General features: G+C 69.4%; 17 protein-coding genes and 3 pseudogenes. 14 read left to right on the forward strand and 6 right to left on the reverse strand.

The window, feature by feature from the left end; genetic code table 11:
• The 4 genes and pseudogenes from IE258_RS39480 to IE258_RS39495 form a co-directional block, all read left to right on the forward strand.
• Positions 1–251 (forward strand): annotated as a pseudogene (locus IE258_RS39480) (tautomerase family protein); the annotation flags it as partial.
• A 779-nt stretch (positions 252–1030) separates the two neighbouring features.
• Positions 1031–1812 (forward strand): annotated as a pseudogene (locus IE258_RS39485) (transposase); the annotation flags it as partial.
• 211 nt (positions 1813–2023) lie between these two features.
• The gene (locus IE258_RS39490; protein WP_189750617.1) at positions 2024–3289 is read left to right on the forward strand and encodes a ParA family protein; all 1266 of its coding nucleotides are present in this window, start codon (positions 2024–2026) and stop codon (positions 3287–3289) included.
• Complete coding sequence (locus IE258_RS39495) at positions 3286–4482, forward strand: ParB/RepB/Spo0J family partition protein (RefSeq protein ID WP_189750618.1); 1197 nt, start codon at positions 3286–3288, stop codon at positions 4480–4482. Before IE258_RS39490 ends, IE258_RS39495 begins: the two co-directional genes overlap by 4 nt.
• A gap of 200 nt (positions 4483–4682) precedes the next feature.
• Here the strand turns inward: IE258_RS39495 and IE258_RS39500 are convergent, their stop codons facing one another.
• On the reverse strand, positions 4683–4958 hold the full coding sequence (locus tag IE258_RS39500; protein WP_189750619.1) for a WhiB family transcriptional regulator: 276 nt from the start codon (positions 4956–4958) through the stop codon (positions 4683–4685).
• 222 nt (positions 4959–5180) lie between these two features.
• Between IE258_RS39500 and def the strand changes: the two genes are divergently transcribed.
• Positions 5181–5813, forward strand: a complete 633-nt coding sequence (def, locus tag IE258_RS39505) for a peptide deformylase (protein ID WP_189750620.1) — start codon at positions 5181–5183, stop codon at positions 5811–5813.
• Between the two features lie 89 nt (positions 5814–5902).
• Here the strand turns inward: def and IE258_RS39510 are convergent, their stop codons facing one another.
• Complete coding sequence (locus IE258_RS39510) at positions 5903–6817, reverse strand: SGNH/GDSL hydrolase family protein (protein ID WP_373309988.1); 915 nt, start codon at positions 6815–6817, stop codon at positions 5903–5905.
• 418 nt (positions 6818–7235) lie between these two features.
• Between IE258_RS39510 and IE258_RS39515 the strand changes: the two genes are divergently transcribed.
• The 7 genes from IE258_RS39515 (at position 7236) to IE258_RS39545 (ending at position 16610) form a co-directional block, all read left to right on the forward strand.
• Entirely contained in the window at positions 7236–8099 is an 864-nt protein-coding gene (locus tag IE258_RS39515; RefSeq protein WP_229892733.1) for an alpha/beta fold hydrolase, read from the forward strand.
• 44 nt (positions 8100–8143) lie between these two features.
• The gene (locus tag IE258_RS39520) at positions 8144–8590 is read left to right on the forward strand and encodes a VOC family protein (protein WP_189750621.1); all 447 of its coding nucleotides are present in this window, start codon (positions 8144–8146) and stop codon (positions 8588–8590) included.
• 87 nt (positions 8591–8677) lie between these two features.
• Positions 8678–10132 (forward strand): dihydrolipoyl dehydrogenase family protein, encoded by a 1455-nt coding sequence (locus IE258_RS39525; protein ID WP_189750622.1) that lies wholly within the window; start codon positions 8678–8680, stop codon positions 10130–10132.
• A 489-nt stretch (positions 10133–10621) separates the two neighbouring features.
• Positions 10622–11737, forward strand: coding sequence for a bifunctional DNA primase/polymerase (locus tag IE258_RS39530; protein ID WP_189750623.1), 1116 nt, complete (start codon positions 10622–10624; stop codon positions 11735–11737).
• Positions 11734–13254, forward strand: coding sequence for a DNA primase family protein (locus IE258_RS39535; protein WP_189750624.1), 1521 nt, complete (start codon positions 11734–11736; stop codon positions 13252–13254). Before IE258_RS39530 ends, IE258_RS39535 begins: the two co-directional genes overlap by 4 nt.
• Positions 13254–13655, forward strand: a complete 402-nt coding sequence (locus tag IE258_RS39540; RefSeq protein ID WP_189750625.1) for a DUF6009 family protein — start codon at positions 13254–13256, stop codon at positions 13653–13655. The genes IE258_RS39535 and IE258_RS39540 overlap by 1 nt, the downstream gene beginning before the upstream one ends.
• 159 nt (positions 13656–13814) lie before the next feature.
• On the forward strand, positions 13815–16610 hold the full coding sequence (locus IE258_RS39545) for an ATP-binding protein (protein WP_189750626.1): 2796 nt from the start codon (positions 13815–13817) through the stop codon (positions 16608–16610).
• Between the two features lie 74 nt (positions 16611–16684).
• Here IE258_RS39545 and IE258_RS39550 read toward each other — a convergent pair whose 3' ends face one another.
• From IE258_RS39550 to IE258_RS39560, 3 genes are all read right to left on the reverse strand, one after another.
• Complete coding sequence (locus tag IE258_RS39550) at positions 16685–17314, reverse strand: hypothetical protein (protein ID WP_189750627.1); 630 nt, start codon at positions 17312–17314, stop codon at positions 16685–16687.
• Positions 17315–17766: 452 nt separating this feature from the next.
• Positions 17767–18195 carry an SRPBCC family protein gene (locus tag IE258_RS39555; protein WP_189750628.1) on the reverse strand — a complete coding sequence of 143 codons (429 nt, stop codon included), beginning with the start codon at positions 18193–18195 and terminating at the stop codon, positions 17767–17769.
• Positions 18196–18328: 133 nt separating this feature from the next.
• A complete protein-coding gene (locus IE258_RS39560) occupies positions 18329–19021 on the reverse strand; it encodes an aggregation-promoting factor C-terminal-like domain-containing protein (protein ID WP_189750629.1) in 693 nt (230 codons plus the stop codon).
• Between the two features lie 252 nt (positions 19022–19273).
• On the opposite strand from IE258_RS39560, the gene IE258_RS39565 reads away from it, so the two are divergent.
• Both IE258_RS39565 and IE258_RS39570 read left to right on the forward strand, forming a co-directional pair.
• Entirely contained in the window at positions 19274–19747 is a 474-nt protein-coding gene (locus tag IE258_RS39565; protein ID WP_189750630.1) for a Dps family protein, read from the forward strand.
• Between the two features lie 80 nt (positions 19748–19827).
• A complete protein-coding gene (locus tag IE258_RS39570; RefSeq protein ID WP_189750631.1) occupies positions 19828–20007 on the forward strand; it encodes a hypothetical protein in 180 nt (59 codons plus the stop codon).
• 15 nt (positions 20008–20022) lie between these two features.
• Here the strand turns inward: IE258_RS39570 and IE258_RS41960 are convergent.
• Positions 20023–20590: pseudogene (locus tag IE258_RS41960) on the reverse strand (NF041680 family putative transposase); the annotation flags it as partial.
• Positions 20591–20783 lie beyond the last annotated feature (193 nt).

Here is a 20783-nt window from a genome sequence, read left to right on the forward strand (position 1 = left end):
TGGCCGGGGTCCCCGTCGGCCGTTACGCGGTGGGCGGCAAGGCCGTGGACACTGCCGCCTCGGTGGTCCTGGGCGTCCGCGCCGGTCTTTTCGACCGGCCCGACGCCGACCGGATGACCGCAGGCCTCGGCGCCGCGCTCACCGACGCGATCACGCGCGTCGTCGGTGAGGACCTCCGCGCCGGCACCGTGGTCGAACTCGTCGCGTCACCGCCGGAACGCACCTTCGTCGGCGGCGCCCTCACCGCGTGACCTTCCGGCTGGACCACCTCACAACCCGTTCGTGCTCAGGATGAGCAGTGGTAGTCGGGGCGGAATGGTCTCCACCGCTTTTCCGCGTGGCTTCATCGAGCTTGCCCAGGTGGTCGAACCTCCACCTGGCCTGGGCGCAGCCAGGCGCGTCACCTCAAGCACTCCGGCGTCCTTCGGCTCGGTCCGCCCGTCCATACGGACATCGACGACCACGGCGAGGGCGTGTGCGCGGCGGACGAAGTAGTCCGGGAGTACTGAGGCTCCCGCTCGCCGTTATGCGAACGCAGCCAGAGCGGCTGCGAGCCGGGAAGACGACGCTCACCCCGCGACCAGCGGAACGTATATACCGGTGCGAGGATCGACATCCTCGCACCGGTACGTCACACAGTCCCGCAGCGGACGCCCGACGGCGCCCGTGCGCTACGGCCACGTGGGACAACTCGACGCACCGCCCCGCCTGGTCCACTACCGAGCCAGAACAGCCAACCAGCTCCGCTGCGCCAGCGACCCTGCGACTAGGTTCGCTGAGGCGGAAGCCCGAACGGCCTTTTTGGTTGAGGCAGGGACTCGATTGAGTGAGACGGGTCCGGAGCCCCCGACGGGGCGAGGGGAGTAGGTCGAGTCGTTGGGCTATTACGGCGTAATAGCCAAGCCCGCCCTCGTTAGTTTCTTCGCGGTCCTGCAAGAGGGCCTCCGAGCCCGGCATGACTGCGTCCCCCCGCCGAACGGGTGCCCTGGGGGTGTCACCGGGCCCGGGAGGTGCCGTCGGAGATGCTGCTGACCCCGCAGCCGAGGCCACCCCGACGTCCAACCGGGTACGAGGCCTGCTCTTCCTGTTCCACCCCAGCCTCGAGCGCATCTTGAGCACCACCAGGCCGTCGCCTGGCTCCTGGAGCGCTATGGCTCCCCGCCCGCCCCGCGCAAGGCCGGCCACCGCAGACTCGCCGTGCTCATCTGGCCTAAGGCCCCGCGCACGGCCCAACGGCTGAATCGACGACGTCTTCGACGCACTCGACGAGCAGACCGTCGTCATCCCTGGCACCGGCATCCTCGACATCGTCGTTCCTTCCCTGGCTGCCTCGCTCGCCGCCGTCCACGCCCAGCGCCGGGCAATGGAAGCTCAGATCAACGCCCGACAGGAGGCGCACCCTCTTCCCGCGGTCCTGACATCGATGCCCGGCGCCGGAGCCAGGGCCGCCGCCGTCCTGCTGGTCCCCGTCGGCGACGACACCAGCCTCCCCAGCACCACGTACCGCGCCCTCCTATGCTGGCCTCGTGTCGACGAGGTTGTTCGTCCGGGACCTCGATCCATGGCCAACACGCACCCCAAGGCGAAAAGCGCCAACTCGAACGCGTCATGTTCCTCTCCGCCTCCGCCTCCGCCTGGAGGAACGCTGATCCAGCCTCCCGCACGTACTACGACAAGCAACGAGCCCGAGGCAAAAACCCCACCCAGGCCCTCCTCCGCTTCGCTCGCCAACGCATCAGCGTCCTCTTCGCCACACTCCGCGATGGCACCTTCTACGAGTCCCACATGCCTGCGGCCGTCGAGCTCGCCGCACAGCCCCATCAACCTCGACCACCCCCAACCCGACAGGGGTACCTTGACGCGAGTCATAGAGGCACCCCCAGCCCAACGACGCGCTGTCGCGGTGGCTCCTCGGCGGAGCTATTACGCCGTAATAGGGGTAGCGGAAGCTGACGGCCCAACAACTCGCACAAACTAACGTGTCGGTGCGTCTGATGATCTAACACGTTAGTAAGGTAGAGCCATGACTACGCCAGCCGCCTCGAGCGACCGAGTCAAGGTCGTCTCCAAGCTGCCGGGATGGCTCCGGCAGAACCTCAAGGTCAGAACAGCTCAACTCGGCATCGACATCCAGACCGCGGTGGAACAGGGCATCGCAGCCTGGTGCGGACTCGCTTCGGCGACCGCATCGATCGACACGGCGGGAGCCGAGTCCTTCTCGACGTTCCTGCCTCCGGGACAGTGGGAGGTGTTCCGTGGCGTCACGGAGGAACGCCAGGTTTCCCTCATCCAGGGACTCGCCCAGTCCGTCCAGCTCTGGCTCGACACCAACCCAGTGCCCGATGTGCAGCGCCCCGACATCACCCGTCGCGTCATCGTATGCAACCAGAAGGGCGGGGTGGGAAAGACCGCCATCACCGCCGGTGTGGGCGAGGCTCTGTCGGAGGACTCCAACACCCTGTATCCCGTGCGGGTGGCCAAGGCTCTGGCGGCCGCACTCCGTGCCGGAAAGTCCATGGCGGACGGTCGTGAGAGCAGCACGGATCCGCTGGAAGTCGAAAAGCTCCCTGGACTCGGACTCCGTGTCCTACTGGTCGACTTCGACCCCCAGTCCCACCTCACCCATCAACTGGGGGCCGAGCCCCTGTCGATGAACGGCGACAGTCTCACCAACCACATGGCCGGGGATCCCAAAGGTGAGCTGAAGGATCTCATCGTCTCGGTCGACGACGAGCACTTCGGAGGACGGCTTCACCTGCTGCCCTCGTGCCACGACGCGTTCCTCCTGGACGTCCGGCTGTCCGCCGTGCGTGCCCGGGAGGCCGCGCTGGAACGGGCGTTGAAGCCGCTCGAGGCCTATTACGACGTAATTCTCGTCGACTGTCCGCCGAGCCTCGGCCTCAGTATGGATGCCGCCGCCTACTACGGGCGCCGCCGCGACGGCGAGCGACCGGGCCAGTCCGGGGCGCTCATCGTCGTCCAGGCCGAGGACAGTTCGGCCGACGCCTACGACCTGCTGACGAACCAGATCGAGGACCTCCGCAACGACCTCGGTATCGACATCGACTACCTGGGCGTCGTGGTCAATCTCTACGACGGCCGACGGGGGTACATCGCCACCTCGTCACTGCAGGGCTGGATCGACATAAAGGATCCTCGGGTCGTCGGTCTCATCAATGACCTCAAGGAACAGAAGGAGGCGGTACGGATGAAGCAACCCCTGCTGAGCTACGCACCCGCTTCGCAGCAGTCCGTCGGCATGCGCGCGCTGGCTCGGGAGATCTCATGAGCAAGGCCGACCAGCTGGGGGCCGGGCGCTTCGGAGGGAGCACCCGACCGGTCAGCGCCCGCCGTGCGGCGATCGGCGCCGCCACCGGCGTCCCGACCGAGGGTATGGCGCCGCCGACCCGACTGCCCGTTACTCGGATCAGTCCCAACCCCGACAACCCACGCACCACGCTCGGTGATCTGACCGAACTCGCCGGCAGTCTCAAGGAACACGGCCAGAAACAGGCGATCACGGTCATGAACCGGGACACCTACATCAAGGTCAATCCGGAACGCGAGAAGGATCTGGACCCCGACGCGACGCATGTTGTCGTGGACGGCAGCAGCCGACTGGCCGCGGCCCGCGAAGCCGGGCTCACCCATCTCAGCGTCATGGTCGACGACGAACAGGGCGGGGACGGCGAGGCCATCCTCGAGTCCGCGCTCGTGGCCAACATTCACCGCCAGGACCTCGATCCGCTGGACGAGGCCCGTGCCCTTCACCGCCTGCTCGCCCTGCACGGCTCACAGGTTAAGCTCGCCAAGCGGCTGCGGAAGTCGCAGGGTTGGGTGTCTCAGCGCCTGGCTCTGCTGAATCTGACCCCCGAACTTCAGGCCGTAGTGGGGGAGGAGCCCGTTGAGCTGCTTCGGGCGGTGGCCAAAGAGCCGCAGGAGAGGCAGCAAGTGGCCCTGGCGGAGCTCAAGGCCGCCCGTGCTCGCAAGGAAGCGGAACGGCGTGCGCCTGAAGGGGGCCGCGCAGGTGTCGAGGAAACGGTGCCCGCCCCCGTCTCCCAGGTCGCCCCGTCAGGTCCGGAAGTCGTCGAGGCACCGCAGGCCGCTGTCCCGGACCCGGGCCACTCCGAACCTGTCCGACCGCCCAAAGCGACGGGCGCGGCGGTTGCTCCGCCGCCTCGGGTGGAGAGAGAGCCACGCCTTGAGGCTCCGCAGATCCCGCATGGCTCGGCTTCCGCGATGTCCGCCGAGATGGGGGAGGAGGAGAGGGTCCCGGAGCCTCGGTCGGACCGTGTTCCCACCAGCGATCGCGATCAGCATGAGGCCGACGCGGCGCCGCCCAGGCGACTTCCCTATGAAGACGGTCACTTCATCGCGATGCACCTTATCCGAGAGATGAGTGACACCGAGTTCGACAGGATGCTGGGACTCCTGAACAAGCATCAGAGGGAGCGCCAGGAGTCCCGAATCAGCTCTCGATGAGCCCTCGGCACGTGGGGGAGTGGCGGGCGCATATTGCCTGAACCGGCTGAATGCATAGAAAGGGACCATCATTCGAACAGTTCGATTCTTCGCTGAGGGCGATTTTCCCGGGGACCGGCTCTCGGGCTTCGGGCGTTCTTCCGCGGAAATCTGGCCCCAGGGGAGGTTTCGTGAGGTCCCGTACGCGGCGGGCGGGACCTCTAGGCCGCGGTGGTGGAGCAGTGGTCGTCCCCGGCGCGGAACAGTCGCCGGTGCATCTTGCGCTCCTGCGGCGTGAACCCACCCCAGATCCCGTGAGTGGCGAAGGTGGGATGGTCGAGCGCCCAGCTGCGGCAGACCTGCAGGCTCGGGCAGGATGCGCAGAGCGCCTTGGCCGTGACCACGTCGGCCGCCTTCTGGTAGTCGTCGGGGAAGAAGACGTCCTGTCCTGTGCAGGGCTCACTCCCCGTCATCCGGAAGAGAGAGGGAAAGTTCATGTTCATGGCTGCTCCCTTTGTACCGGAGGCGAATCGCACACGTATCTTATGACGCCTCCTGTCAGGCGGTCATATGTATGGAACGCATGTGTCAAAGAGGCGAACAGGTGCCGATCCTTCGCCTGTGTTGTTGCTCACTGATCACGATGACTATGAACTCCATTGGAACCAGGCTCGGTTGTGCAGGCACGGGGGCTGCGCGCCGCGTTCGAAAGGTCTGGTATGGAACACAACAAACTCGCCGACAAGGTGGCTCGTCTTCTCGACGCACCGGGAATCCTGGGCATCGTCAGCGCCGGAGACCCGGTACTGAGGCAGAAGACCAAGCCCTATGAGGGACAGCTCGACGACGACTTGCTGCACCGCCTTGTCGCCCGGATGCGCGAGACGATGGAGAAGACCGACTCGGCGGTCGGACTGGCCGCTCCCCAGGTCGGGATCCCGCTGCGACTCGCGGTCATGGCGACTCCCGAGCAGCTCTCCGAACGGCTGACCAAGAGCGGGCAGCAACCCGTGCCTTTCACCGTGCTGATCAACCCCTCCTACAAGGCCGTGGGGCGCCGACGGGTGGCGGCCTACGAGGGGTGCCTGAGTGTGCCGCCCTGGCAGGCCGTGGTCGCCCGCGCCGACCGCGTCACCCTCACCCGCGAGGACGAGCACGGACGGCGGACCAAGGAGGAGCACGCCGGTTTCGCCGCCCGGATCGTGCAGCACGAGTCCGACCATCTGGACGGAACGCTCTACCTCGACCGCGCTGAACTGCGTTCGCTGTCCACACAGGAGCAGGTGGTGAAGCGGTGGGGCCCCGCCGGGGTGGCGGCAGCGGCCGAGGAACTCGGCTTCGCCCTGCCGTAGCGCCGTATTGAGCGAGTCCCGTCTGGAAGCACCGAGTGGGTCTCCTGCGGCCCGCGCCGGGTCGCAGGAGACCTCTGCGTCACGATCGGTCAGTGGTGCCGGACATGACGGAGGGAGAGGGCTCGCTGGAACGCCCCGGCCATGGCCCGCTCGCCCGCCGCGTTGGGGTGTACGGGGGCCGCCGGCGTCTCCGGGGCGAACGTCTCGATCCACCGCTCGGCCAGCGGCCGGCAGAGGTCGTGCCCGACGGTCGGGGAGTAGGTGTTCACATACTCGGCCCCACCCCGCCGTGCCTGCCTGGCCAGCATTGTGTTGAGTTCCTTCTCCTTGTCCCGGAGGTAGGAGAAGTCGCCCGCCGCCAGCGGTACCTCGGCACTCGTGCAGCCCACCCCGTCCTCCGGGAAGAGGTCGGGGTATCCGACCACCACGACGCGGGCGTGTGGTGAGCGGTGGTGGATACCACGGAGCACCTGCGCGATCTTCGGCGCGGTCCGCGCGATCGAGTCCGTGATCAGGTCCGCACCCGCACCCGCGTAGTGGTCCTTGCAGGGCGCTCCCGCAGGCGCGGAGGAGGTGAGCTGCACGCAGGTACCCAGAACGGTCGAGAAGCCGATGTCGTTGCCGCCGATGGTGACGGTGACCAGGTCGGTGCCCCGGTCCAGGGCGTCGAACTGGGCGGGCACGGGGCCCTGGTCGGTGGTCATGTCCGCGGTGGTGGCTCCGGCGCAGCTGACGTCCGTCAGTGCCGACCTCGTCCGCCTCGCGACTACGGAGGCGTAGTTGTGGTCGGAACGCCGGCAGGTCGCGTCTACCTGGGTCGGCACCAGAGGGGCGGAGGCGTATGAGTCACCGAGAGCGACATAGTCGACCCGGTGCCTGGCCTCAAGGGCGGTACTCGCCACCGCTGCCGGACCGGCCGCCGCGAGGGCTGTGCTGGCACACAGCAGCGCGGCCGCCGACGTGAGGACACGCCCCGTACGGGAGGTGGGAAGCAGTCTTCTCAAGTTCTGTCCTTTCGGAACTCCGTGGGAAGGGGCCTCCTTGGGCCACGGTGAACTGCCGTGGACCGCCGCGCGGTTGAGGACGCCCACTAGTCACACGTATTCGAGCGGCCGAAGGTGTCGAAGGCACCGGTAACAAATTGGCACCTGTCGTTGGGGGAACCGGGAGTCGAATGGCTTAGGGCTCCGGGTCCGGCCGGGAGCGCGGACCGTCATGTGACGGATGTCGAGACACATCACCGCACGAGAAAGTGGGCGCGCCGAGCCCGCCCGCGGGTGCGTTCTCCTGCGGGACCCTCTCGCGTCACCATCTTGACAGGTGATTTTCCTCGTGACAGATTCATCACCAGTCAAGGCGGTGACAAGAGCAGGAGGCTCGGTTCCGCCTGGTTCTTGAGCGCGTGTGACGAAGGGAATGATCATGGCCGGTTTCATGGGTGTGCGTCGGGGTCGTGTGATGGTGGGCGTGGTGTCGTCGGTGGCGGTCGCTGGCGCGGTGGGGGCGTTCGCGCTGGCCGGTCCGGCGAGTGCCCAGCAGGACGCAGGCGCGGGCGCCAAGGGTCGCTGGGTCAAGCCGACGATCGTGCTGGAGCATGGCGCGTTCGCGGACTCCTCGAGCTGGAACGGAGTGGTCAAGGAACTGCGGGCGGCGGGCTATCCGGTGGTGGCCGCGGCCAACCCGCTGAGAGGCCCTGCCTACGACGCCGCCGCCCTGCGCAGCGTCCTCGACCACGTCAAGGGCCCCAAGGTCGTGGTCGGCCATTCCTACGGCGGCAACGTCATCAGCCAGGCCGCCAACGGTGACCGGGACGTCAAGGCCCTCGTCTACGTCGCCGCGTTCCTGCCCGCCCCCGGCGAGAGCGCCCTGGAGCTGACCAACAAGTTCCCGGGCTCGACCCTCCCCGATGCCCTCGACCCCGCCCCGTACACCCTCCCCGACGGCACCACCGGAACCGACCTCTACATCCAGCAGGACAAGTTCCGCCACCAGTTCGCGGCCGACGTCCCCCGCAACGAAGCCGCCCTCGCCGCCGCGGGCCAGCGGCCCATCGCCCAGGCCGCGCTCGAGGAGAAGGCCACCACCGCCGCCTGGAAGACCATCCCCACCTGGGACGTCATCACCACCCAGGACCTCAACATCCCTCCGGCCGTCCAGCGCTTCATGGCCCGCCGCGCCCACGCCCACACCACCGAGGTCGCAGCCAGCCACTCCGTCGCCGTTTCCCACCCCCGCACCGTGGCCCACGTCATCGAGCAGGCCGCACGTGCCACCACCCAGCGCTGACACACATCCACACCGGCGAGCTCTGAGAAGTGAGAGACCGTGCCATGGACATGAAGCTTGAAGTCATCGTCGTACCCGTGTCCGACGTCGATCGTGCGAAGGCCTTCTACACTCAGACACTGGGCTTCCGGCTCGACGCCGATTTCCCCGTCCAGGAGGGCTACCGGGTTGTCCAGGTCACACCCCCCGGCTCCGAGTGCTCGATCATCTTCGGTGAAGGTCTCACCGACGCGCAGGCGGGCACGCAGCAGGGTCTGCACCTGGTCGTCACCGACATCCTGAAGGCCCGGGAGGAACTCACCAGCCGCGGCGTCGAGGTGTCGGGCCCGTTCCAGGATGTGACCGGCATCTTCCACCACGCGGGCGACTCCGACCGGGTCCCGGGGACCCACCCGGAGCGGGCGAGCTACGGCTCCTTCGCTTCGTTCTCGGACCCCGACGGCAACGGCTGGTTGCTCCAGGAGGTCTCCGAGCGCGCCCCCGGCCGCTGACCACGGCACCTCCGGGGGCGGCGGCGCCGCGTCCAGGGAGGTCTCCCGCTCCCACCGCCCCGCCGGGGCACGTCCACCGGAGGATCCATGATGACCGAGAACACCCGCACCTACGACGTCGTGGTCATCGGCGCCGGCCCGGTCGGGGAGAACGTCGCCGACCGCACCACCGTCGCAGGCCTGAGTACCGTCGTCGTAGAGAGCGAACTCGTCGGCGGCGAGTGCTCGTACTGGGCCTGCGAGCCCAGCAAGGCGCTGCTGCGGGCCGTGCTGCTGCGCTCCGACGCCGCACACGTCCCGGGCCTCGACCCGGCCGTCGCCGGGCCGCTGGACCCCGCCGCCGTACTGGCGCACCGGGACCGAATGTCCGGAAACTGGAACGACGAGGGCCAAGTCGAATGGCTTGAGTCCGCCGGGGTCGAGCTGCTGCGCGGGCACGGGCGGCTGGCCGGGCCCCGCGAGGTGCTCGTGCACACGCCCGGGGGCGACGCCGTGCGGTTGCGGGCCCGGCATGCCGTCGCCGTGTGCACCGGCAGCCGCGCGGCCCTCCCGGGCCTGCTCCGGGGGGACGACCTGCGGGCCTGGACCAGCCGGGAGGGGACCAGCGCCCAGGAGGTGCCGGGACGGCTGATCATCGTCGGTGCCGGGGTCGTGGGCACCGAGATGGCCACCGCCTGGCAGGCTCTGGGCAGCCGGGTGACCATGCTCGTGCGCGAGGAGGGCCTGCTGCCCCGGCTCGAGCCCTTCGCCGGCGAGCTGGTCGTCGAGCGCCTGCGGGAAGCCGGGGTCGATCTCAGGTTCGGCACCACGCTGTCCACCGCGAAACGGCTGGGCGGCCAGGACGACGAACTCGTGGTCACCCTCTCCTCTGGGGAGGAGATCACCGCCGACGAGATCCTGTTCGCCACCGGCCGGGCGCCCCGCACCGAGGACATCGGCCTGGAGACGGTGGGCCTGACGCCGGGGGACTGGCTCACCGTGGACGACACCCTGACCGTCACCGCCGTGCCGGGGGAGTGGCTGTACGCGGTCGGGGACGTCAACCGTCGTGCGCTCTTCACCCACCAGGGCAAGTACCAGGCCCGCATCGCCGGAGCGGTGATCGCCGCCAGGGCCGGGGGCTCGGCACCCGACACCACCCCTTGGGGACCGCACACCGCCACGGCCGACGGCGGTGCCGTTCCCCTGGTCGTCGTCACCGACCCGGAGATCGCGGCGGTGGGCCTGACCACCCTGGAGGCCAGGCGCACCGGCCGCGGCGTTGACGTGGTCGACTACGAGATCGGTCACCTCGCGGGCGCGGTCCAGTACCGGCCGGACTACCGCGGCAGGGCCCGCATCCTGATCGATCCAGACCGCCGTACGGTCCTCGGGGCGACCTTCGTGGGGCCGGGCGTGGCCGAGCTCGTGCACTCGGCCACCGTCGCTGTCGCCGCAGAGGTCCCCCTGGAGCGACTGTGGCACGTGGTACCGGCGTTTCCCACCCTTGGCGAGGTCTGGCTGCGTCTGCTGGAGACGTACCGTGACCGGCAGGCCCAGTAGCTGGCCGACGGGTGCTGACCGGGGTGTCCGGCCTTTGGTCGCTTCAGTCGCTCGGGTCGCTGCCCGTCCGTCGCACAGCGACTGAAGGGTCAGCTACTCAAAGACTCTTGGGTCGCTTCAGCACTGCCCAGAAAACCGCAGGTCAACGCATATATGTTGACCCAACAGCGACTGAAGCGACTGAAGTTCCGGGTATATGAAGACCTTCGTGTGTGCGTGTGTGCGTCATATATAGAGAGCTTCAGTCGCTTCAGTCGCTGGTCGGGGTATCGAGTAGCTTCTGACCTGCGGTTTTCTTCCTTGCCTCCTGGTGGCGACCGAAGGGCTCGGTCGCTGGCCCTCTTTTGTTTCGGTCGCTGGGTGCCTCCCGCTGATCGCATCATCGACACGGAGGCATGGCCCTTTCGCATGTGCTCCACGACCTCACCGGCCACGTTCGCTAGTCTGTGTCCATCATTGAGTCGCTTCGGTCGCTGGTAAGGGGTGCACATGCCTTCTGAGCTGCGCTTCTCTCGCAGCGACTCACGCCTGCCCGCCCCCCAAGCCCCCGTTGCCGGACAGTCGCCCGACACCGCCCGCTGGTGCGCCCGCCGCGGCTGGCCCGTGCATCCCCTGGCCGCGCGGCGCAAGACACCGGTCGCGAACTGCGGCCACTGCCGCACCGACCGGCACGCCCCCGCCGCCTGCCCCTGCCTGGCGGACGGCGGCTGGTGCCACGGTTTCCACGCCGCCACGCTCGACCAGGAACGGATCCGGCAGTGGTGGGGGCGTCATCCGGAGCTGGGCGTCGGCGTCTCCTGCGGTCCGGCGGGCCTGGTCGTCGTCGACATCGACGCGCACCCCGCGCCGCCGCCCGCCAGGGACCGGATTCTGCCGGGCATCCCCGTCTCCGACGACGTCGACCTCACCGGCCTCGCCAACGGCTTCCACACCATCGCCGTGCTTGCCGCCCTGCGCGGCCGGCAGAGCCCCGCCGAAGACGCGACCACGCTGCGCGTGCGCACCCCCTCCGGCGGGCTCCACGTCTGGTACCGGGCCGCAGACCACCGCCGCTGGCAGTCCTCCGTCGGCACCGGCACCGGCCGCGCCCTCGCCTGGCAGGTCGACATCCGGGCCCACGGCAGCTACATCGTGGCCCCCGGCAACACCACCGATGCCGGCACGTACACCCCCGTCGGCGACACTCTCGAACCGGCCCCGCTGCCGGTCTGGCTCGCCCAGGAACTCGAGCGCACCGGACACCTGCCCGTCATCGGCGTTCCCGCCCCCCGCCCGGTTCCGCCCCGCGCTCAGCAGGCCGTACTCGGAGCGGGCGGCGGCCGGCACCGCGTACGCCGCGTCCTGGCCGCCGTCTTGGCCCCGGTGGAGGCCTGCGGACAGGTCGCCGAGGGCGCGGGGTTCTCCAACGCCCTCAACCGCGCCGCCTACACCCTCGGAGGACTCATCGCCGCCGGACGCCTGCCCCGGGAAGAGGCGGAGAGAGCCCTCCGGGACACCGCAGCAGCCGCCCGCCCCGGCCAGGAGCAGCGCATCGGGCACATCATCGCCGCCGGCCTCGGCGCGGGCCTCGAACGGCCCCTGTACCCCACTGGGAGGCGCCCGTGACGTCGCCCGGCCGGGAGACCCTCTTCGAGTTCGACCCCGAAGCCGTCGCCGCGGAGATCCGCGCCCGGACGGCGGCCGTACCGGTGCCCGCGCAGGCCGACCCGGAACGGCCGCCGACGGGCGACGTCACGGCGCACGGCCTGCTGCCCGACACGCTTTCCGACCGCGGCAACGCCAAGCTCTTCGTCAAGCTGTACGCCGACGACTACCGCCATGTCCCCGGCATCGGCTGGTACCGCTGGGACACCACCCGCTGGCAGATCGACGAGGACGATACCGTCCTGTGGGCGGCGGGGGACCTGGCCGAGAACATCGCAACCCACGACCCGCGCGGCGCCTTCACCACCACCGCCCTCCAGCAGCACCGCCGCCGCGCCCTGTCCACCACCGGCATCAACGCCATGCTCACCCAGGCGAAATCCGCCCCCGGCATGGTCCTCAACGCCGCCCGCCTCGATGCCGACCCCTACGCCCTGTGCACCCCCGACGGCATCGTGGACCTGCGCACCGGTCTGATCAAGAACCCGGACCCGAACAAGGACTTCCACTCCCGCTCCACCACCCTGGGCCCCCAGCCCATGCCCACCCCGCGCTGGCAGCGCTTCCTGACCGACACCTTCGGTGACGACACCGAGGGTGTGGAGATGGTCGCCTATCTGCAACTGCTGCTGGGCTACTCCGTCACCGGCGACGTCGGCGGCCAGGTGCTGCCCTTCCTCTTCGGGTCCGGCAAGAACGGCAAGTCCGTACTCCTGGACGTTCTGATGAAACTCCTCGGCGACTACGCTGACGCCGCCCCGCCCGGATTCCTCATGGCCCGGCCGTACGAGGGCCACCCGACCGACCTCGCCGAACTCCACGGCCGACGCGTCATCGTCTGCTCGGAGGTCAAGCCCGGCGACAAGTTCGACGAGGCCCGGGTCAAACTGCTGACCGGCGGCGACCGGATCAAGGCCCGCCGCATGCGCCAGGACTTCTTCAGCTTCGAACCCACCCACAAACTCTGGCTGCTCGGCAACCACCGGCCCGAGGTCGGCACCGGCGGCTACGCCTTCTGGCGCCGCATGCGCCTGATCCCCTTCGAGCGTGTTGTCCCCGACCACCGGAAGATCGACAACCTGGCGGACATTCTCGTCACCGAGGAGGGCCCCGGCATCCTCGGTTGGCTCATCGACGGCGCGCGGCGCTACCTCGCGGGCGCCCGCGACCTCACCGGTCCCGAACGGGTGCGGATCGCCACCACCGCCTACGCCGAGACCGAGGACCACACCGGACGCTTCTACGACGAATGCTGCCGCCACGCCCCCGAGCTCCGGGTGGAACAGACAGCGCTCTACGCGGCGTACCGGACCTGGTGCCAGAATGAAGGGGCCCCGGCCATGTCGTCCCGCGCGTTCGCCGCCCGTACCCGCGAACTCGTGGGCCTGGCCTCGCCCAAGGAGATGATCCTGTCCAACCAGCGCAAGCACTATCCGGGCATCGGACTGCTCACCGACGAGGAGAGGGACGCCGGCTGATGAGCTCCCTGATCACTGAGGACGAGATCAGCCACGAGACCGAACTGGTGTGGCTGGAGGACATTGGGCCCTTGGACTACGTACGCCAGAGCCTGGACCGGCTGCCCACCCGCAAGAGCCGTCCCGCCTACCACCGCGACGGCCGCATGGTCGGCTACGCGCTGCTCGGCCCCACCGCCAAGGCCTCCCGCGCCTCCGGCACCTTCCGTCGCCGCGTCTTCTGGCTCCTGCCCCACGACCGCGACAGCCAGCCCGTGGGCCTGTACGCCAAGAGCGCCCCCGCCGAGGCCGTCGACCCGCGCACACTGGAGCCCAGGGTCAAGGGCTACAAGACTGAACGCTCCGAAGGCGGTCCCCCCTCCAGCGCCATGCGGCAACTGGGGATAACGCTGCCGCTGTGATGCCGGCCGGGGCTTTTCCGCCACCGTCCCAGCATTCGTCGAAATCTGGACATCTTTTACCCACAGTGATTGCATGGCCCTACCGAGCCTCGTGTGGGCATGGCCGAGTCGGCGGACGAGACCGGGCCGCTCTTGCATCGTGGCGTTGGAGGCAGCCCGATGAACGACCTTGACCCGAGAACCTCCCACGACTCGATGGAGTTGATCGGCCGGGACAGGGACCTGAAGTTCGTCCGGTCCTTCTTCAACGACTCCGCGGTGCAGGGAGGCGCCCTGCTGCTGTCGGGCGAGGCCGGAGTAGGCAAGTCCGTACTGCTGGACGCGGTGGCTACGGCCGCGACGAACGACGGGGTCAGGGTCCTGCGTGCGGACGGCGTGCAGTTCGAGGCGGACATCAGCTACGCCGGCCTGAATCAGCTGCTCGTGCCCTTGTTTGATTCCTTCGATGTGCTGGATCCGGTGCACCGGGACGCGCTGCAGGTGGCGGTGGGCATCGGCGGTGGCCCCTCGCCGGACCGTCTGCTGACGTCGACGGCGGTGCTGCTGCTGTTGCGCGAGACCGCCGCGCAGACACCGCTGCTGCTGATCGTCGACGACCTGCCGTGGCTGGACCGGGCGACGAACGCGGTACTCGGATTCGTCGCCCGGCGGCTGGTCGGTAGCCGCATCGGCTTCCTGGCGGCCTCGCGGGAGGGGTCCGAGAGCTTCTTCGAGACCAGTGGCCTGACCGAATACCGGGTGCAGCCGCTGGACGCCCGGGCGTCGGCCCAGCTGCTCTCCCACGCCCATCCCGACGTCTCTCCCGCGGTACGGCGCCGGGTCGCGGCGGAGGCACGCGGCAACCCCCTGGCGCTGGTCGAGCTGCCGGCTGCGCTGACCGGCGAGCAGCGGACGGCGCTGGCGGCAGTACCGGCCGTGCTGCCCCTGGGGGAGCGACTGCAAGCGCTGTACGCCTCACGGGTGGCCGCGCTGCCCGAGCGGGTGCGCGAGCTGCTGCTGATCGCGGCGCTCGACGGAACCGGTGACCTCGCGGTGATCGGGGCGGCCGGAGGCGTCCAGGGGGTGGTGGACGAGCTGGGACCCGCGGAACGCGAGCGGCTGGTGTCGATCTCGGATCTGACCCGGCGGCTGAGCTTCCGACACCCTCTGATCGGTTCGGCGGTGGTGGAGGAGGCGACCACCGCCGCCCGGAGGAGGGCGCACCAGGCGCTGGCCGATGTCCTCACCGACCAGCCGGAGCGCCGGGCCTGGCACCTGGGGGAGGCCGCCTCCGGTCCCGACGAGGCGGTGGCGGCCCTGCTGGAGCAGACCGCGCGGCACCGGATCCGCCGCGGGGACGCGCTGGGCGCGGTGGCGGCGCTGACCCGGGCGGCCGGGCTCAGCCCCGAGCCGGCCAACGAGAGCCGGCGCCTGGCGGAGGCGGCCTACATCGGCGCCGATGCCGGCGGCGAGCTGGAGGACGCCTCCCGGCTGCTGGCAGGGGCGCGGCTGGTGCACCCCACCGGCCAGGACTCGCTGCACGCGGCGGCGGCCTCCGCGTTCCTGCTGATCAACAGGGACGGTGACATCGACACCGCGCACCGGCTGCTGGTCGGCGCGATCGAGGCTGGGGACCACGGCTACGATGCCTCCGACAGCGCTCTTGGCGAGGCCTTGCATACCTTGGTCCTGCTTTGCTCGTACAGCGGCGACCCCAAGATGTGGGAGCCGCTGTTCCGGGCAGTGGACCGGCTGACCCCCGAAGTGCCCGACCTGCTGTGGGTGACCATCCGGACCTTCGCCGACCCCGCGCGCACCGGGGCCGAGGCACTGCCCCAGCTCGGTGCACTCCTCGCCGGCATCGAAAGTAAGTCCGACGCCGCGAGGGTGATGCGCATCGGGACCGCCTCGCTCTACCCGGACCGGCTGGCGGACGTGCGGGACGCGTCGCGCCGCGTGGTGGAGCAGGGCCGGGCCGGCGCCGCCCCGGTGCGTCGCCACCTGGGCGCGCTGATGGACCTGTGCCTGGACTACTACCACTCGGGCCGGTGGGACACCGTGGCGGAGCTGGCCCAGGAGGGTCTCGTCCTGTGCGCGGAACACGACTACCGGTTCTTCACCTGGTACTTCCACTACGCGCAGGCCCTGCTGGCGGCCGCCCGGGGTGACGCGGAGACCAGCGCTGCGCTGACCGAGGAGATCGTCAGATGGTCGGCGCCGCGTGGTGCGCAGGGCGCCGGCTACTTCGCCTGTCACGCCCGAGCCCTGGCCGCCATCGGCGGCGGCGACTTCGAGGCCGCCTTCCGGCACGCCTCCACGCTGAGCCGGCCCGGAGTTCTGGCGCCCTATGTGCCGCACGCGATGTGGGGCGCGATGGACCTGGTGGAGGCGGCCGTCAGGACCGGCCGGGACACGGAGGCCGCCGCACACGTGGCGGCGATGCGCGAGTCCGCGATGGCCGAGCTGTCGCCCCGTCTGGAACTCCTTGTGCGGGGGAGCGAGGCACTGATCACGAGCGGGGACGCCGCCCTCGCCGCGTTCGAGCGGGCGCTGTCCCTTCCAGCCCCCGAACGCTGGCCCTTCGACGTGGCGCGGGTGCGTCTCTTCTACGGGGAACGCCTCAGGCGCGAGCGGGCGACGACGGAGGCCCGAGAGCATCTGTCCCGGGCACGGGAGGCCTTCGAGCAGTTGGGGGCGGCGCCCTGGGCGGCCCGCGCGGCGGCCGAGCTGCGGGCGAGCGGTCAGGCCGCCCAGGCCGCGGCGACGGCGGGCCCAGTGTCATTGACGGCCCAGGAACTGCAGATCGCGACCCTGGCGGCGACCGGACTGACCAACAAGCAGATCGCCGAGCGGATGTTCCTCTCCCACCGGACTGTGAGCACGCACCTGTACCAGATCTTCCCCAAGCTCGGCATCACCTCCCGGGCCGCCCTGCGCGACGCCCTCGCCGACCTCGACACCGACGGCGGCCACTGAGCAGCGTCCGAGCCGCCGTGCAGGGCGGCATCGGCCGGTATCGGGCTCGGACGGCGGCCCGGTACAGGCCGCGGTCACGGCCGGGTGGCCGTCCGGTGTGCGGCCTGGAGAGCCGCGAGTTCGGCCAGGGTGCCCTCGCGCCTGGCCCTTCGCCAGCCCTGCTTGGCGAACATGCCGTTGAAGAACAGCTGGACCGGCTTGACCGGCGGCGCGGTGAAGCCGGAGGTGGTGTGGGGCGCGTACACGACGGTGTCGCCGGAGACCTCCAGCCATCCGGTGCAGATCCGGTTGACCAGTCCGACGGCCTGCGGGCCGAAGGAGTGGGCGGTGAGCCCGGCCCGGCGCCCGCCCTCCGGCAGCAGCCCGGCGGCGGCCTCCAGGAGCAGTCCGCGGGCGTCGTGCCCGGCGACACGGACGGGCACGACGACGGGGTAGCCGTCCGCCCCGCGGCAGGCCAGCAGTTGATGGGGCAGCTTGCCCATCTGCCCGTGCAGCCTGCGGGTGTCGACCCGCGGGCCGGTGCCCTTCGCCGGTGCCTGCTGCGGCTGCGGCGGCTGTTCAGGCCACGCGGCGCCGGAGACGGACCGCTCGCCAGACGCGAGTGCGTCGGGCCAGGAGACGACGCGTCGGACCGCTATGTCGACGACCACGCGGTTGTCGAGGTAGTCGCCGAGTGCCCAGCCCCAGAACCGCCCGGTGGGCATGGCACCGAGGAAGCGCTCGATCCGGGGCTTGAGTGCCTCGAGAACCTCCGGTGAGGGCGTGAGGGGGACGGTGGCGAGGCCTGCGCGAGGACGAAGCCGTCCGTGGTCGCGAAGCCGTGCTCACGTGTGTGGTACGCCATGGACACGTGCGGGTCGCGCAGGATGTGGCGCAGCTTGCCGTTGAAGGCCAGCGACGTGGTCACACCCACGGTGCCGGCGTCCCGGTCGACGAGTCCGGTCGGTGAGACCGGGATGGCCACGGCACCCCCGGCGGGCGTGCCGTAGGCGAGGGCGGTGACCAGGTCGCCCGCGATCACCTCCTGTGTCTCGTCGGACCAGGGCACCACAACACGCCGCTTCTGAGCGGGGATCGGTTCGACCATGGGCGGAACTATAGGGCGCGTGGACACATGTGCGTCCACCGGTTCCCAGGGCGGGGCGAGCCGGGACAGCTACTCGGCCTTGAGAGCCTGCTGGAAGGACTTGCGCAGCGAGGACGCACCGATGAGCGGCAGCAGCCCGGCGAGGATCCTGCCCTTGAACGCGGTGGGCTCCCGGGTCAGTTCGACGTCGACACGTGTGCCCTCGCCCTCCGGGGTCGTCCGGAAGACCCAGCCGCCGCCAGCGCCGAAGAGCTTGGAGTCCAGGGTGGTGACGGTGACCTTGCCGCTGCCGGTGTCCCACTGGTAGCGCGCCCGCTCCCAGGCGGCGCCGGTGCCCTCGGTCACCTCGGCCCAGGTGTCGCCCAGTTCGTGGACGACGAAGTGCTCGGCGTCGATCGACGGCCAGGCCTGGGCGCGCGCGGGGGTGAAGTCCGTCAGCACCGCCAGCACGTCCGCCTGGCTGAGGGAGGATTTGAGGTGGAAGCGAACGACGGCCATGTTGAGCTCCTCGGAAAAAGTAACCGGCTTGAACGGTGATGACTATCCCGACCTTGACACGAGCAAAGTAACCTGTCAAGCCGGTGACTTCACTGCGGGTGTCGACGGAACCCCCGGTCAGGGCCCTGTTCGCTCAGTACCAGTGATTGGCCTGCCAGAACGACCAGGCCCCGCAGGGGCTGCCGTAGCTGCCGTTCATGTAGTTGAGCCCCCACTTGATCTGGGTGGCCGGGTTGGTCTGCCAGTCCGCGCCGACCGAGGACATCTTGGAGCCGGGCAGAGCCTGGAAGAGGCCGTAGGCGCCGGAAGAGGCGTTGACCGCCCGGTAGTTCCAGCTGGACTCGTGGTCCACGATGTTGCTGAAGCACTGCCACTGGCCGCTCGGCACCATCTGGCGTGCCATCGCCTGGACCTGGCTGGTGCTGTAGGAACTCTGCGCGGCGAGGGTGGTGGTGTTCGCCGCGGTGTCGCCCTCGGCCGCCTCCTGTTCCTGCGCCCGCTTCCTGGCCTCGGCCGCCTGCCGGGCACTCTCCTTCTTCGCCACCGCCTTCTCGGCGGCCGCCTTGCGGGCCGTGGCCTCGGCGTCCTTCAGGGCGCTCACGTCCGCGGCGACGGCCTGTACTTCGGCCTGCCGGCCCAGGGAAGCGGTCTGCGCCCGCGCCTGGCGGCCCACGGGGATGTCTTCCAGGAGCGTCGCGCCGACCGCCGTCGGGGTGGTGTCCTCGTCCGGCGTGCTGTCGGCGGAGGAGACGCCCACGACGCTGCCCACCGCAGTGACCGCGGTGGCCGAGACCACCGCGAACTCGCGGACCGAGATTCTTGTCACACCTCTTCCTTCCGGTGACGCCAGCCGCGGCCAGCGGGCGACTCCCCATGCGGAGCGGACACATGGTGCCGAGGCAGCATGCAGCGACAGGTGTTTGACCCTGTGTGTCCTAGTGTGACATGTTTCTACATCTGAGAGTCCGGCCTGCCGGTTGCCTTTCGATGAAACATGGCTCCGCGTCACCTGCTTGACCGGTGACGAATATGTGTGCATGCTGGTGCCACCGAGAACAAGAGGGAGGTCCGGTACAGCATGTCCGTCATCAGGAGTTCGCTCTCACCCGGGGACCGACAGGTGACCGGGGACGCCCTTCAGGGCACCCTCGTCGACCTGCTCGATCTCTCCCTGCTTGCCAAGCAGGCGCACTGGAACCTCTACGGGCCGCGGTTTCGCTCGATCCACCAGCAGCTCGACGAGGTGGTGGCCACCGCCCGGGACTGCGCCGACCAGGTCGCCGAGCGTGCCGCGGCCCTCGGGGTCAGCCCGGACGGACTGGCGGCGACCGTCGCGAAGACCAGCGGCCTGCCCGCCTTCCCGCCGGGTCCTGTCCCGGACACCGACGTGGTGGGGGCACTGGTGGTAGCGCTCTCAACGCTGATCGCCCGGATGCGGGACCGCATCCGGGAAACCGGGGCGTCGGACGAGGTCAGCCAGGATCTGCTGATCAGTCTCACCGGGGCGCTGGAGAAGCAGCACTGGATGTTCCAGGCGGAGAACAGCGTGTGACCCGGCCGACGCGGAAACGCCGTTGCCGGACCACGTACACGAAGCGACGCGGCCAAGCGGCCACGAAGTCAGGAGGAGTCATGGGAACGAAGGGGCAGGCCCGCAGGCGCTGGGGTCAGGACAGGGACGCCGAGGCGATGCAGGCTCTCCTGGACCGGGTCAACTGCAATGACCGGCGAGAGCACGACACTCAGATCGAGGAAGCAACCCTGAAGGCGCGTCAGCTCGCGGCCGTCACCTATGTCAGCGTGTTCCTCTGAGCTTGTTCTTATCTGCCAAGATCTTTCAGGCTTGCCGATGACCTTGAGGGTCTCGGGGCGCTTGACAGTCTGCCGACGTCGCAGTGGGTGCCCGATGTCTGTTCTTGGCGCCAGGTGGCTGTCCGGTGCCGGCGCCTCGAGGTTTGGGAACACGGGTCGGGCAGGCGGGATATGCGCGGATGTTCCTGAACCCTCGGCGGACCCGGGCCGGGGTGAGTCGGAGTTGGGTGTGAGCGACGATCAGGAGCCAGGCGGTCCGCTGCCTTGGGAGTGCGGAATTTCGGAGTGGCCCAGCCGAGGGTCTGCTTCACGAAGCGGGAGGTGTGCTCCAGATCGAAGCGGCGGAGAAACCCCTGCCAGAAATGGTCCGCCTCGTCCGGGGTGACACCGGTCTTGGAGGACCATAACCACACCGGCGCGGCGTCTCGGTCCTTCGATAGGTGCGCGACCTTCAGCCGAATCAACGACCTTTTCACCAGGGGAAGTTCACCGTCGTGGTCGAGCTAGGAAGTGCGGTGGGTGAGCCTGATGTGCACACCTGGTCCCACGCCTGGGTTTCAGGCTTGCCATAGTTGCTGGTGTTCCCTTGCAAGTCCTACTGTTCAGTCTGCCGGCCGGCCAGGAACCGGGCCGCCCAGCAGTTCTCGGCTCTGCTGAAGGTCGGCCCGGACGATGCCAGGAGACGGGGGGGTGCCTCTATGTCTTTCGTCAAGCGAGGCGTGGGGTTCTGGGTTCGTAGAAGGTGCCGTCGCGGAGCATCGCGAACAGCACGTTGA

The organism is Streptomyces tendae, from assembly GCF_014650435.1.
GTDB lineage: Bacteria > Actinomycetota > Actinomycetes > Streptomycetales > Streptomycetaceae > Streptomyces > Streptomyces tendae.

Coding starts and splice junctions, on each gene's coding strand:
- def (WP_189750620.1), top strand. CDS start 5,181: ATGGAACACAACAAACTCGCCGACAAGGTGGCTCGTCTTCTCGACGCA.
- IE258_RS39530 (WP_189750623.1), top strand. CDS start 10,622: ATGCCTTCTGAGCTGCGCTTCTCTCGCAGCGACTCACGCCTGCCCGCC.
- IE258_RS39490 (WP_189750617.1), top strand. CDS start 2,024: ATGACTACGCCAGCCGCCTCGAGCGACCGAGTCAAGGTCGTCTCCAAG.
- IE258_RS39555 (WP_189750628.1), bottom strand. CDS start 18,195: ATGGCCGTCGTTCGCTTCCACCTCAAATCCTCCCTCAGCCAGGCGGAC.
- IE258_RS39565 (WP_189750630.1), top strand. CDS start 19,274: ATGTCCGTCATCAGGAGTTCGCTCTCACCCGGGGACCGACAGGTGACC.
- IE258_RS39545 (WP_189750626.1), top strand. CDS start 13,815: ATGAACGACCTTGACCCGAGAACCTCCCACGACTCGATGGAGTTGATC.
- IE258_RS39500 (WP_189750619.1), bottom strand. CDS start 4,958: ATGAACTTTCCCTCTCTCTTCCGGATGACGGGGAGTGAGCCCTGCACA.
- IE258_RS39495 (WP_189750618.1), top strand. CDS start 3,286: ATGAGCAAGGCCGACCAGCTGGGGGCCGGGCGCTTCGGAGGGAGCACC.
- IE258_RS39550 (WP_189750627.1), bottom strand. CDS start 17,314: ATGCCCACCGGGCGGTTCTGGGGCTGGGCACTCGGCGACTACCTCGAC.
- IE258_RS39525 (WP_189750622.1), top strand. CDS start 8,678: ATGATGACCGAGAACACCCGCACCTACGACGTCGTGGTCATCGGCGCC.
- IE258_RS39540 (WP_189750625.1), top strand. CDS start 13,254: ATGAGCTCCCTGATCACTGAGGACGAGATCAGCCACGAGACCGAACTG.
- IE258_RS39520 (WP_189750621.1), top strand. CDS start 8,144: ATGGACATGAAGCTTGAAGTCATCGTCGTACCCGTGTCCGACGTCGAT.
- IE258_RS39570 (WP_189750631.1), top strand. CDS start 19,828: ATGGGAACGAAGGGGCAGGCCCGCAGGCGCTGGGGTCAGGACAGGGAC.
- IE258_RS39515 (WP_229892733.1), top strand. CDS start 7,236: ATGGCCGGTTTCATGGGTGTGCGTCGGGGTCGTGTGATGGTGGGCGTG.